The organism is Nocardia sp. CDC153, from assembly GCF_035818515.1.
Taxonomy (GTDB): domain Bacteria; phylum Actinomycetota; class Actinomycetes; order Mycobacteriales; family Mycobacteriaceae; genus Nocardia.
Genome location: NZ_JAYKYU010000002.1, coordinates 1,152,939 through 1,165,975, shown reverse-complemented (window position 1 = coordinate 1,165,975; position 13,037 = coordinate 1,152,939). Strand labels below are relative to the sequence as shown.

The following is a 13,037-nucleotide window of genomic DNA, read 5'->3' as shown; positions in this document are numbered from 1 at the left end:
GTGAAGTTAACCTCCGTTCGACTTTCGAGTACCGTATGTGACACAGGCGATGGTGCCGATGTGGTCACTGTAGGAGGTTGGCGTGGAGCGCACCCTTTTCGAACCCGAACACGAGCTGTTCCGGGAGTCGTTCCGTAAGTTTCTCGATCAGCATGTGGCCCCCCACCATGAGCAGTGGGAGCACGACGGCATTGTCGATCGCTCGGTCTGGCTCGAGGCGGGCAAGCAGGGATTCCTCGGCATGGCGGTGCCGGAGCAGTACGGCGGCGGGGGCGTCAAGGATTTCCGCTACAACGCCATCGTGACCGAGGAGGTCACCAAGGGCATGTACTCCGGCCTGGGTTTCGGTCTGCACAATGACGTGATCGCGCCCTACCTGCTGGAGTTGGCCAATGAGGAGCAGAAGCAGCGCTGGCTGCCCGGCTTCTGTTCCGGCGAGATCATTACCGCCATCGCCATGACCGAGCCCGGCACCGGTTCGGATCTGCAGGGCATCAAGACCCGCGCCGTGAAGGACGGGGACGACTGGATCCTCAACGGCAGCAAGACTTTCATCACCAATGGCATCAATGCCGACATCGTGATTGTGGTCGCCCAGACCGATCCGACCAAGGGCGCCATGGGTTTCTCGCTGCTGGTGGTCGAGCGCGGTATGCCCGGCTTCGAGCGCGGCCGCAATCTCGACAAGATCGGCCTCAAGGCGCAGGACACCGCGGAGCTGTCGTTCACCGATGTCCGCGTCCCCGGCAAGAACCTGCTCGGCACCGAGGGCCAGGGTTTCATCCACCTGATGCAGAACCTGCCGCAGGAGCGCCTGTCCATCGCCGTCATGGCCGCCGCGGCCATGGAGGCCTGCCTGGAGCTCACCTGCCAGTACGTGCGCGACCGTAGGGCCTTCGGCAAACCCATTGGCGCACAGCAGAACACCCGCTTCGTGCTGGCGGAGCTGGCCACCAAGACCACCGCCGTCCGCGTCTTCACCGACCGCTGCATCGAGCTGCTCAACCAGGAGAAGCTGACCGTCGAAGAGGCCGCCATGGCCAAGATGTGGTCCACCGAGGAACAGCTCGACCTCATCACCAAGTGCCTGCAGCTGCACGGCGGCTACGGCTACATGCGCGAATACCCGATCGCCAAGGCCTACATGGACGCCCGTGTCCAAACCATCTACGGCGGCACCACCGAGATCATGAAGGAGATCATCGGCCGCAGCCTGAAACTCTCCTGAGCGTACGGGTTTTCGCCTCGGGGCCGGCGAATTCGTCGGCCCCGCACCGGGTCAGCGGGCGTCGGCCGCGTCGTCGCCGCGCATGGCGGCGATGAGGTCCTCGCGGGCGCGGGCCACGCGGGAGCGGATGGTGCCCGTCGGGCAGCCGCACACCTCGGCCGCTTCCTGATACGACAGGCCGAGTACCTGGGTGAGGATCAGCGCCTCGCGGCGTTCGTCGGACAGCGCGGCGAGCATGATCTTGACTTCGGCGAATTCGAGCACGGCCGCGTCGGCGCCGGTGCTGCGGCGGTCGGCCGCCTCCTCCCAGTCCGCGCTCCACGAGACCCGGGGTCGGGCCATGGCGGTGCGGATCTCGTCGACGCACACGCGCCGGGCGATGGACAGCAGCCAGGCGCGTGCCGTCGACCGTCCTTCGAACCGAGGCAGGCTGCCGAGGGCCCGCAGGTAGGTCTCCTGCGTCAGGTCGTCGGCGCGTCCAGGGTCGGTTCGGTGGGCGATGAATCGCCACACATCTGATTGGGTTGCGCGGATGAATTGCTCGGTGGCGCGCCTGTCTCCTTGCGCGGCGGCCATCGCGAGCACATCGATCCGGGCATCGCTCGACGCCGAGTGCACCGGCACACCATAGCCAGGACCGGGGGTCGACCGGCAATTCCGCGGGGTGCCGACAATGTCACACCCGGGCCCGGGAACTTTGCGGCCCGAATCCACGACAACTCCCGACGTGAAGTGCGAAGTGTGCCAGGAAGCGCTGTCCGCGCGCATCGACGGCGAGCCGGAGCCGGTGCCGTCCGAGCAGGTCGACGGGCATCTCGACGAGTGCCCGACCTGCGCGCAGTGGTATGCGGCGGCGGTCGCGGCGACGCGCGGACTGCGCATGCGACCCGTCACGCCCACACCCGATTTCGTGGATCTGATCGTCGAGCGCGCGGTGGCCGAGGGCGTGGTGCCCGGGTTCCGCGACAGCCGCGTGGAGCGCTTGCGCTTGCTGCTGGGTGTGATCGGCGCGATCCAGTGCGCGCTGGGTATCGCGCAGCTCGCCGGAATCAGTGTCGGCATGCACGCCGATCATCTCGAGCACGCGGGTGCGGCGCACCTGTTCAACGAGTCCACCGCGTGGAATCTGGCCCTGGGCATCGGCATGGTCTACTGCGCCCTGCGCACCGACGCCGCGTCGGGACTGGTCCCGATCCTGGGCGGATTCACCGGCGTGGTGGCGCTGTTCGTCGCGCTCGATCTGGCCCGTCACGACATGACGGTGGCGCGGGCGACCTCGCATCTGGTGGTGGTGGCCGGTCTGCTGGTGGCGATCCTGCTGCGCCGCCGGCTGCGCGGTGGCCCGGAGGAGCGCGGCACCGAGCACGAACCGGTGCCCGTCCCGGATGGCGCTCGCGCGGGCCGCCGCACCGATCACCTGTCGCGCCACGATCCGGCGGCCTAGGCCCCCGGTCGCGCGGTAGATCCACGGAATTCCCGAGACGACGAAAGAGCCGACGACAGTGGAGACTTCGACCTCGACCGCACCCGTGCTCGACCGGACGCGGACGCGGCTGGCGGTGACCGGTATGAGCTGCGCGAGCTGCTCGGCCCGGGTGGAGCGGGCGCTCAATCGCATGGATGGCGTGACCGCCGCGGTCAATGTGGCGACCGGGGTGGCGACGGTCGACGCGCCCGCGGAGATCGATGCCCAGCAGCTGTGTGACACGGTGGTGGCGGCCGGTTTCGGGGCGACCGAGATCACCGGTGCCACACCGAGAATGGACACCGGACCCGAGGACCGCGCGGCGCGCGACCTGTTCCGGCGGCTGGTGGTGGCGCTGCTGCTGTTCTTCCCGCTGGCCGACCTGTCGATCATGTTCGCGGTGGAGCCGAGCACCAGGATCACCGGCTGGCAGTGGATTCTGCTGGGCCTGGCGCTGCCCATCGTGGGATGGTCGGCGGCCCCGCTGCACCGACGGGCCGTGGCGGGCCTGCGCACCGGCGCGACGAGCATGGACACGCTGGTGTCCATCGGCATCACCTCGGCCACCGCGTGGTCGATCGTCACCCTGTTCTTCCGTGACCGCGATCCCGAACCGGTGCACGGGGTGTGGAACGCCATCCTGCACGCGGACTCCATCTACCTGGAGGTGGCGGGCGGTGTCACCGTGTTCGTCCTGGCCGGAAGGTATTTCGAGGCGAAGGCCAAGCGGCGCGCGGGCGGGGCGCTGCGGGCGCTGGCCGCACTCGGCGCGAAGGACGTGACCGTCCTGACCCGTGACGGCGGCGAAATCACCATCCCCATCGAGGAACTCACCGAGGGCAGTCGTTTCCTGGTGCGCCCGGGGGAGACCATCGCCACCGATGGCCTTGTGGTGCAGGGGCATTCGAGCGTGGACGCCTCGGCCATGACCGGCGAGTCCACCCCGGTCGAAGCGGTGCCCGGTACCGCGGTCACCGGTGGCACCGTCGCCCTGACCGGTCGCCTGGTGGTGGCGGCCGCGGCCGTCGGCGCGGATACCCGGCTGGCGGGCATGATTCGCCTCGTCGAGGAGGCGCAGGCCGGTAAGGCCGCGTTGCAGCGCCTGGCCGACCGCATCTCCGGCGTCTTCGTTCCCGTCGTTCTCGCCTTGGCCGCACTGACTTTCACCGGCTGGATGCTCGGTGGGGCGGGCTTGGACGCCGCCATCGGCGCGGGTCTGGCGGTCCTGGTGATCGCCTGCCCGTGCGCCTTGGGTCTCGCGACCCCGACCGCGCTCATGGTGGCCTCCGGCCGTGGCGCGCAGCTCGGCATCTTCATCAAGGGCCATGACGCCCTCGAGGCGAGTCGCACGGTGGACACCGTCGTGTTCGACAAGACCGGAACCCTCACCGAGGGGGAGATGACCGTGGTCGCCGTCCACCTCGTGGAGGGCGGCGACCGCGCCGAAATCCTGCGGCTGGCAGCGGGTTTGGAGTCGGCCTCCGAACACGCGATCGCCGCCGCGATCACCGCCTACGGTCGTCGTGACACCGCGGAGCTGTCCGAGGTGGAGGAGTTCGTCGCGCTCCCCGGGCTCGGCGCGCGCGGTGTGGTGGCCGGACACGCGACCCTGATCGGCCGTCCCGCCCTGCTCGCCGAAGTGGGCGTGGACATTCCGTCCGGACTCCGGCGAATGCTGGAGCGGGAGCAGAAGTTCGGCCGGACCGCCGTCTACTTCGCGGTCGACGGCCGCGCGGTGGCCGTCCTGGCGGTCGCCGATTCGGCCCGGCCCAGCGCGGCCGCCGCCGTCGCGCGGCTGCACCGGCTCGGCATGCGCACGCTGCTTGTCACCGGCGACAATGCCTTTGCCGCACAGGCCATCGCGGACGAGATCGGCATCTCCGAGGTGATCGCCGAGGTGCTGCCCGAGGGCAAGGTGGAGGTGCTGCGCAGCCTGCGCGAGCAGGGCCGTCGGGTCGCCATGGTCGGCGACGGCATCAATGACGGCCCGGCCCTGGCCACCGCGGATCTGGGTCTGGCCATCGGCCGCGGCACGGATGTGGCCATCGGCGCGGCCGACATGATCCTGGTGCGCGAGGATCTGGCGGCGGTGCCGGACGCGATCGAGCTGGCCCACGCCACGCTCCGCACGATTCGCGGAAACATGGTGTGGGCCTTCGGCTACAACGTGGCCGCGATCCCGGTGGCCATGGCGGGCCTGTTGAATCCGCTGCTGGCGGGCGCGGCCATGGCCTTCTCGTCGCTGTTCGTGGTGTGGAACAGCCTGCGGCTGCGGGGTTTCAGCGGCGGCTCGCGCGCAGCTGGGTGAGCATGGCGTTGTAGGCGGCGAGCTCGTCGTCCTCGGGATATTCCTCCTGATGCCGGTCGATGCGCGCCGCCTGCTTGCGTTCCGATTTCGCCCACTGCGACAGCAGCGCACCCACCACCAACAGCACCGGCACCTCACCGGAGATCCACGCCAGGGTGCCGCCGAGGTGCTGATCGCTCAAAAGGTCACGCATCCAACCCAATTGCAGCTGCGGGTAGAAGTCCGCGCCGATGAGCGTGTCCATGGACATGACGGCGACGCCGAAGAACGCGTGGAACGGCATGATGGCGAACAGCATGCCCAGCCGCCCCAGATGCGGCAGCCGCTTGGGTCCGGGATCGATGCCGATGATGGCCCAGTAGTACAGGTAGCCGGTGATGAGGAAGTGGATGTTCATCAGCAGATGCCCCCAGTGGAAGCGGATCAGCTGATCGAACAGCGGCGAGAAGTACAGCCCGTACAGCGACACCACGAAGATGACGAGCGCGATCACCGGATTGCTCAGCAGCCGCGTGAACCGCGAATGCATCAGCGACAGCACCCATTCGCGCGGTCCCGGCGCGGCCCCGCGCCCGGCGGGTGCGACGGCGCGCAGCAGCAGGGTCACCGGCGCGCCCAGCACCAGCAGGACCGGGATGAACATATTGAGCGCCATGTGGGTCATCATGTGGACGCTGAACATGCCGTAGCCGTACGCGCCGATGCCCGAGGACGTCACCAGCAGCAGCCCGAAGCAGCCGAGGGTCCACGACAGGGTCCGCCACCGCGGCCACGCGTCACCGCGCTGTCGCAACCGCCGCGCACCCATCAGATACGCGAAGGCGAGAAGTATTGCCGCGGAACCCAGTACGACGTCGAAGCGCCATACGCTGAGCAACCGCCACGGGTCGGGCGGATGCGGCAGATCGAAGCCGAGGAACACCTGTAGCGCCGTGAACGAGCGGTTGGCGAAGGCCGGAGCGGGCTGGATGGCCATGCTCACCGAAATCCCCAGCCAGACAATCCCCGCAGCGGTGGCGGCTGCGAGAACATATGGCAACGCGCGCGATTCGATGCGGTCCAGCGGGTTCCGCAACCACCAGACCAGCCCGGCGTGAGCGGTGAGCAGTACCGCCGCCGCCACGCCCAGCCACCCGTAGACCCCGCCGAAAGTGCTGGGCGGGGTGAGAATCGCGACCAGGAGCGCCGCCGTCGGCACCATGACGGCCACGCCCGAGCCGACGATGATCCGGTAGCGCCGCAGCGCGAGCTCGAACCGCCGCACCGATGCCGCGTCCCCGAGTCGACTCCCTTGCCCGACCAGGCACCAGGTGAGCCCCGCGAGCATCGACAGCGCGATGGTGAACGGAATGACCGCCCCCGTCGCGTAGTCGTGATTGGGCCCCTCCCCGGCATTGCCCACCACCGCGGGCGCGATCACCGCGACCGCGCTCAGTCCCGCCAGCCCGAACAGGCTGTTCCACGACAACACCAACCGCAACAGCACGGCGACCGCGATGGCGAGCACCGCCACCACGATCCACGCCTTGGGCTTCTCGGCCGCTTCGATCAGGGGTGGCAAGGCGCGCAATCGAATCGCCGTGCCCAGGGACATGCCCGCCGCGTCGGCCGCTGTCACGGGCACCGAGGCCACGGCGGACAAGGCCCAGACGGCGGCGGCGCGCTCGGCGATCCGCACCGCGGCGTAGCCGTCCACATCCATCCGCCCCTGCTTGCCGGGCACGGCGCAGAACAGGGCGTAGACCAGTGGCCCGAGCGTGAATCCGCCTGCCAGACAGGCGATCAGACGCAGTAGCGCGTAGGTCACCGCGGGCCCGTCGCCGGGATAGGGAATGCCCTGATCCAGGTAGGCGCGATCGCCCACGGTCATGGTGACGGCCACGACCAGCCCGGCCGCCGCGGCGGCCGCCGACCACGGCACCCAGCGGGGAACCGGGCCGCGCCGCCCGCGCGGACCGTCGGGTGCGGCGGGTCTTTCGGTGTTCTCGGCGATGGTGGTGCCTGTCATCCGAGTTGATCCCTTTCTGCCGGTGCGCGTTCGGGCTCTGCCGGTGCGCGTTCGGGCTCTGCCGGTGCGCGTTCGGGTGGGGCGGTGACCAGGTGCGGCCTGCCGGTGAGCGGATGGGCGACGATGGCGCTGCGCACGCCGAAGATCGCCGCCACCCGCTCCGGTGTGAGCGTCCGTGCGGGCGGGCCGGAGGCGACCACGGTGCCCTTGTCGAGCAGCACCAGGTGGTCGCAATAGGCGAGGGCGTGGTCCAGGTCGTGCAGCGCGGCCACCGTGGTGAGGCCCAGTTCCCGGACCAGTTCCAAGAGTTCGAGCTGCGCACCGAGATCCAGATGATTGGTCAGCTCGTCGAGCAGCAGCACCGGGGTCTGCTGTGCGAGCGCGCGAGCCAGCAGCGCCCGCTGGCGTTCCCCGCCGGACAGCGAGGCGAACACCCGCCCGGCGGCCCAGCCCAATCCGACGCGTTCCAGGGCGGTGCGCACGATCTCGCCGTCGGCGGCGTTGTCGCGGGCGAACGCGCCCTGATGCGGAATGCGGCCCATGGCGACCATTTCCAGCACCGAGTAGCCGTGGTCGAGGCCGTGATCCTGCCCCACCACCGCGGTGCGCCGACCCGCCTGCCGCGCGCCGGAATTCCAGACATCCGCCGAATCCATCCGCACCACACCGGAATTCGGCCGCAGCGCCCGATACAGGCAGCGCAGCAGCGTGGACTTCCCCGACCCATTGGGCCCGGCCAGCCCGGTGAACGATCCGGGCGTGAGGTCCAGGTCGACTCCGCCGAGAATCGGCACCGCGTCGATGGTGACCTCGAGCGAGCTCACGGTGATCCTCATGCCGCACCGGCCTTCCTGCGCCGCAACAGGATCAGGAACGCGGGCGCGCCCAACTCCGCGGTGATGATGCCGATCGGAATCTCATTGGGCCGATCCACCATCCGCGCCGCCAGATCCACCAGCACCAGGAAGATCGCCCCGATCAGAAGCGAAACCGGCAGTGCGCGACGATGATCCGGCCCGACCAACAGCCGCGCCGCGTTCGGCACGATGAGCCCCACGAACCCGATCCCGCCCGCCGCGGCCACCACGGTCGCGGTGAGCAACGACGAGATCAGTAACAGCCACAGCCGCAAGAGATTCGGATTCACACCCAACCCCGCGGCCGTGTCGTCGCCGAGCGCCAGCGCGTTCATGGACCGCGCCAATCCCGGCAGCACGACCATCCCCGCCGCGACCGCCACCGCCGGTGCGATCAGACTCGACCAGCTCGCCCCGGTCAGCGACCCCAGCAGCCAGAACATCACCCCGCGCAGCTCGGCCGGTTTGGCCCGCAGTTGCAGATAGCTGGTGGCCGCGGTCCCCAGATACGACACCGCGACGGCCGCGAGCAGCAGATCCGATCCGATCAGCCGCCCACCGCGCTGGGCCAGCCCGAACACCAGCGCCAGACTCAGCAGCGCCCCAGCGAAGGCGCTGCCGGTGACCCCGAATCCGGTGGCCGCCAAGGCTCCCGTGGTCATGGCGACCACCGCGCCCAGCGACGCCCCCGAGGTCACCCCGAACAGGTACGGGTCGGCGAGCGGATTGCGCACCAGGTTCTGCAGGCACATTCCGGCCAGCCCGAGCCCCGCCCCGGCCACGGCCGCCAGCAGCACGCGCGGCGTCCGAAACTGCCACACGATCTGGTCGGTGAGCGGATCGGGCGTGCCCGTGCCGCCGAGGTGGGCCCACAGCACCCGCACCACCTCGGCGGGCGCGACATTCACCGTTCCCACGCCAATGGCCACCACGACGGCGACCGCCAGCCCGGCGACCAACGCGCCGAGCAACGGCCCGAAAGCCTTGCCGGACACCGGATGCGGTCCGGCCCGGCGCTCAGTTGCCGGGATGGAGGGCATCGGCGATATTCTCGATGGCGATCGCATTGAGCGGTCCCACGTACGGGCTGTCGGAGAGCGTGATGCACTTCTTGTTCTTCGACGCCGCCCACTGCGGGAATTTGGTGAACAGCGCGTCGGCCTCCTTGGCCGCGTCCTCGTCGGCCCGGTAGCGCCCGATCACCACCAGGTCCACCGGCGTCGCGGCCAGCGCCTCGGCATTGACATCGGCCAGCTGCTCGAAACTCTTGCCGCCAAAAGGATTCCGACCACCGGCCCGGTTGATGACATCGTCGTAGATGCCGCCGCCGAACACGGCGGGCAGCCCGTTCGAGTTCATGCCCGTCATACCCGGATACACCAGCAGCACATTCGGCCGCGGCTTCCCGTCGACCCGCCGCTGCACCGCCGCGATCCGATCCCGTTGCTGTTTCACGTAATTCACGGCTCGCTGCTGCACATCGAAGATGCGCCCGAGGGTGAGCAGCAGATCGAAGGAGGCGTCCACGGTCTGCCGCTGTGCGCGCGCCTTCTCGTCGGCGGTGGCGGCGGGATTGCCCAGCGTGCAGTTGGCCGGATCGACGAAGCCCGGAATTCCGCTGGCCGCCAGCGCATCCCGGCTGATCGACCCGATCTTGTCGTCGAACTCCCCGTACCAGGTGGAGATCACCAGATCCGGCCGCTGCGCCAGGATCTGTTCGCGCGGCACCGCCATGTTCTCGTTGAGGGTGAGCCCGCCGGTCGGCACCGCCGCCACCTTCTCGGCCATCCCCGCTTCGTCGGACAGCCCGTAGGACTGGCTGTTGGCGACGATCCGATCCTGGATGCCCAGGGCGATGAAGCTCTCCACCTCCGCGACCGACGCGCCGTTGGTGAGCAGGACGCGGCTGGGAGCCTTGGCGAAGGTCAGCTGTTTGCCGCAGTTGTCGATGGTCAGCGGATAGCTGGTCGGCGCGGCGGTCAGCGGTTCCCGCGAGAGCGCGTCCGGTGCCGGATCGGTCGTGGTCGTCCCGCACGCGGTCGCGAACAGGGCCGCGATCAGCAGGACGGCCGGGGCCGCGCGGCGTCGGCGGGGTCGGGATGGGGAGCGCGTTGCGCGCGGAGCGGAAGACACATGACAAGCCGTCGGACGCGGCGGCGTTCCGGTTCCCGGATGTCGAACAAGTCACAGACCGACGGTCGCGGGGAACCGCCGCGCGCGCCGCCCCGACTGTTCCTGTGGCCGCACCCGAGATCGGAGGAACCCCCGTGAGAATGGCAGCGCAGCCCGGAATGGGCGTCGTGGTCGAGAATTTCGACGCGGACAGCGCCGAGGACGTGGCACTGCTGAAGAAGACCGTGTACCGCGACAAGATCGCCGTGCTGCGCGGCCTGGACCTGGACGTTCCCGGATTCCTCGCGCTCGGTCGGCGCTTGGGCACGCCGGAGGCCTACTACGAGCCCGCCTACCATCACCCCGAGCATCCCGAGGTGTTCGTCTCCGCCAATGTCGAGGAGAACGGTCGGCGCATCGGCGTCCCCAAGACCGGGCGCTTCTGGCATTCGGACTACCAGTTCATGCCGCGGCCCTTCGACCTCACGATCACCTGCCCGCGTGTGGTGCCCAGCCGCAACCGCGGCACGCTGTTCATCGATCTGGCCCGCGCCTACGAGGGCCTGTCACCGGAGCTGAAGGAGCAGGTCGAGGGCAGCACCGCCACCCATACCGTGCGGCGCTACTTCAAGATTCGGCCCGGCGATGTGTTCCGTCCACTGGGCGAACTGGTCGCCGAGGTCGATGCCAAGACGCCGCCGGTCACCGCGCCCACGGTCTACGAGCACCCGCACACGGGCGAACGCGTGCTGTACCTCAGCGAGGGCTTCACCGAGTCGATTCACGACGCCGACGGCCGGTCGCGGCCGGACCTGCTGCGCGAACTGCTCGCCGCCACCGGACAACTCGACGACGAGCCGAGCGCCGTGCCGGTGCACCTGCAGACCTTCGAGGCGGGCGATGTGCTGGTGTGGGACAACCGCGCCCTGGTGCATCGCGCCGTGCACACCGACACCCCCGAGCCCGCCGTCTCCTGGCGGGTCACCGTGCACGATCGGGCGGCGGCCTGACATGACCACCGCGCCAACCCTTTTCGAGAACTCCCCGGCCGAGCTGGACGAGGTGCTGCGCTGCTACAAGCCGCACTGCCGGTATCTGAAATCGCTGGCGGTCACCGTCGACGGCGACCGCGTGATCGGCACCGGGACCTTCTCGATCCCCGAACCCTGCTACATCGACGACACCGGGCATCTCAATGCCGTCGAGGTCGGCATCTGCTACAACCAGCTGCTCTACCAGACCATGGCGACCATGGTCCGGCACGCGACCGGTCCGGTGCTGGCGGACTGGACCATGGACGAGTTCCTGCGCCGCTATCTGCCCGATGTGCTGATCGCCGACTCCCGCAATGTCTTCCGCCGCGCCATCGGTTCGGCGAGCTTCTCCGGCGAGTTCGTCATCGACCGCGCCGCCCGCTACCGGCCGGGCCCGGACCGGGCCGAGCGAATCGCGCTCGAGACCTCGTACCGCTTCTGGGACGAGCGGGGCGGTGCGTGCGACGGGGAGATTCGGGTCGTGGTCCTGGATACCGGGGCGACCGCGTGATCCTCGCCGAACTGGCCCGGACACACGCGGATTCGGGCGTCATCGCGGTGCGCTGCGGCGACCGCGCGCTGACCTACGCGGAACTGGACGCGGCGAGCAATCGCATTGCCGCCGCGTTGCGTGCCGCCGGGCTGGAACCCGGTGCGCGCGTGGGCTATCTGGGTCTGGAGTCGGTCGACTACTACGCGACGCTGCTCGGGTGCGCCAAGAGCGGAACCGTGCTGGTGCCCATCAACTTCCGGCTCACCGCCACCGAGATCGGCTACATCCTGGCGGATTCCGGAACCGCGCTGCTGGTAGTGGACGAATCGATGTGGGCCGCGCTGGGACCGCTCGATATCCCCGTGGTGCTCGCCGAGGAATTCCCCCGCTGGTACGGCGAGCATCCGGACAACGAAGCGGGATTCGCGCCAACTGCCGACGACGCCGTGGTGCAGCTGTACACCAGCGGCACCACCGGACTGCCCAAGGGCGTGGTGCTGGCCCATCGCAGCTTCTTCGCCGTGCGCGAGGCACTCGCCGAGGCGGGCGCGGACTGGATCGACTGGCGCGCGGGCGATATCGGCCTGATCGGCATCCCCGGCTTCCATGTCGGCGGACTCTGGTGGGCCACACAGGGTCTCGCCGCCGGGGCCACCATGATCGCCATGCCGCGTTTCGACGCCGGAACCGCGGTCGCGCTCATCGCCGAACTCGGCATCACCACCGTGTGCGTGGTGCCGTCCATGCTGCGGCTCATGCTCGACGACCCCGCCGCCACCCCGGCCGCCCTGGCCAGCGTCCGCAAGGTCGTCTACGGCGGCTCGCCCATCTCGGAATCGTTGCTGCAGACCGCGATCGAGCGCCTGGGCTGCGACTTCGCCCAGATCTACGGGCTCACCGAGACCGGCAACACCGCCATCTGCCTGCCGCCCGCCGCGCACGTGCCCGGCAGTCCGCTGCTGCGCGCGGCCGGACGCTGCTACCCGGGCTTCGGCGTGAAGATCATCGGCTCCGACGGCGCGGCCCTGGCCCCCGGCGAGGTGGGGGAGATCTGCCTGCGCACGCCCGGCCACATGCTCGAATACTGGAATCGCCCCGAGGCGACCGCGGAAGCCCTGGTGGACGGCTGGATTCACACCGGCGACGCGGGCTACCTCGACGACGACGGCTACCTCTACCTGTGCGACCGCATCAAGGACATGATCATTGTCGCGGGCGAGAACATCTATCCCGCCGAGATCGAGAACACCATCGCCAAGCATCCGGCCGTCGCGGACGTGGCCGTCATCGGCACCCCCGACGAGCGGTTCGGTGAACGCGTGCACGCCTGCGTCGCGCTGCGCCCGCAGGCCACGGCGACGGCCCGCGAGCTGTTCCTGTTCTGCCGGAACGAGTTGGCCGCCTTCAAGATTCCGTCCCGCTTCGAGTTCGTCGACCGCGTCCCGCGCAATCCCAGCGGCAAGATCCTGCGCCGGGAACTGCGCGACCGATTCTGGCCCGCCGCCGGTCGGCGCATCAACTGAGAGAGCAGA

The 13,037-nt window shown here is 69.3% G+C and carries 11 protein-coding genes; 6 read left to right on the top strand and 5 right to left on the bottom strand.

From position 1 onward, the window contains the following. Window positions 1-82: 82 nt before the first annotated feature. Window positions 83-1,228 carry an acyl-CoA dehydrogenase family protein gene (locus VMT65_RS13860; RefSeq protein WP_326308579.1) on the top strand — a complete coding sequence of 382 codons (1,146 nt, stop codon included), beginning with the start codon at window positions 83-85 and terminating at the stop codon, window positions 1,226-1,228. Window positions 1,229-1,279: 51 nt separating this feature from the next. Here the strand turns inward: VMT65_RS13860 and VMT65_RS13855 are convergent, their stop codons facing one another. Further along, window positions 1,280-1,846 carry a sigma-70 family RNA polymerase sigma factor gene (locus VMT65_RS13855; protein ID WP_326308578.1) on the bottom strand — a complete coding sequence of 189 codons (567 nt, stop codon included), beginning with the start codon at window positions 1,844-1,846 and terminating at the stop codon, window positions 1,280-1,282. Window positions 1,847-1,955: 109 nt separating this feature from the next. Between VMT65_RS13855 and VMT65_RS13850 the strand changes: the two genes are divergently transcribed. Together VMT65_RS13850 and VMT65_RS13845 are read left to right on the top strand one after the other, a co-directional pair. After that, a complete protein-coding gene (locus VMT65_RS13850; protein ID WP_326308577.1) occupies window positions 1,956-2,672 on the top strand; it encodes a zf-HC2 domain-containing protein in 717 nt (238 codons plus the stop codon). Window positions 2,673-2,730: 58 nt separating this feature from the next. Next, complete coding sequence (locus tag VMT65_RS13845; protein WP_326308575.1) at window positions 2,731-5,001, top strand: heavy metal translocating P-type ATPase; 2,271 nt, start codon at window positions 2,731-2,733, stop codon at window positions 4,999-5,001. Here the strand turns inward: VMT65_RS13845 and VMT65_RS13840 are convergent. The 4 genes from VMT65_RS13840 to VMT65_RS13825 are packed head-to-tail and all read right to left on the bottom strand — an operon-like array spanning window position 4,973 to window position 9,999. Next, window positions 4,973-7,009 (bottom strand): cytochrome c oxidase assembly protein, encoded by a 2,037-nt coding sequence (locus VMT65_RS13840; protein ID WP_326308574.1) that lies wholly within the window; start codon window positions 7,007-7,009, stop codon window positions 4,973-4,975. The two genes, VMT65_RS13845 and VMT65_RS13840, sit on opposite strands and share 29 nt — an antisense overlap. Next, window positions 7,006-7,845 (bottom strand): ABC transporter ATP-binding protein, encoded by an 840-nt coding sequence (locus tag VMT65_RS13835; protein WP_326308573.1) that lies wholly within the window; start codon window positions 7,843-7,845, stop codon window positions 7,006-7,008. The genes VMT65_RS13840 and VMT65_RS13835 overlap by 4 nt, the downstream gene beginning before the upstream one ends. Further along, on the bottom strand, window positions 7,842-8,906 hold the full coding sequence (locus VMT65_RS13830; RefSeq protein WP_326308571.1) for a FecCD family ABC transporter permease: 1,065 nt from the start codon (window positions 8,904-8,906) through the stop codon (window positions 7,842-7,844). The genes VMT65_RS13835 and VMT65_RS13830 overlap by 4 nt, the downstream gene beginning before the upstream one ends. Then, complete coding sequence (locus tag VMT65_RS13825) at window positions 8,884-9,999, bottom strand: ABC transporter substrate-binding protein (protein WP_326308570.1); 1,116 nt, start codon at window positions 9,997-9,999, stop codon at window positions 8,884-8,886. The genes VMT65_RS13830 and VMT65_RS13825 overlap by 23 nt, the downstream gene beginning before the upstream one ends. Before the next feature lie 140 nt (window positions 10,000-10,139). Here VMT65_RS13825 and scoE point away from each other — a divergent pair, with 140 nt between their 5' ends. Genes scoE through VMT65_RS13810 form a run of 3 tightly spaced genes read left to right on the top strand, consistent with a single transcriptional unit; the run spans window position 10,140 to window position 13,028 of the window. After that, window positions 10,140-10,988 carry a (3R)-3-[(carboxymethyl)amino]fatty acid oxygenase/decarboxylase gene (scoE, locus tag VMT65_RS13820; protein ID WP_326309170.1) on the top strand — a complete coding sequence of 283 codons (849 nt, stop codon included), beginning with the start codon at window positions 10,140-10,142 and terminating at the stop codon, window positions 10,986-10,988. A 1-nt stretch (window position 10,989) separates the two neighbouring features. Further along, on the top strand, window positions 10,990-11,523 hold the full coding sequence (locus tag VMT65_RS13815) for an FcoT family thioesterase (RefSeq protein WP_326308569.1): 534 nt from the start codon (window positions 10,990-10,992) through the stop codon (window positions 11,521-11,523). Then, window positions 11,520-13,028 (top strand): long-chain-fatty-acid--CoA ligase, encoded by a 1,509-nt coding sequence (locus tag VMT65_RS13810; RefSeq protein ID WP_326308567.1) that lies wholly within the window; start codon window positions 11,520-11,522, stop codon window positions 13,026-13,028. Before VMT65_RS13815 ends, VMT65_RS13810 begins: the two co-directional genes overlap by 4 nt. Window positions 13,029-13,037: the final 9 nt, after the last annotated feature.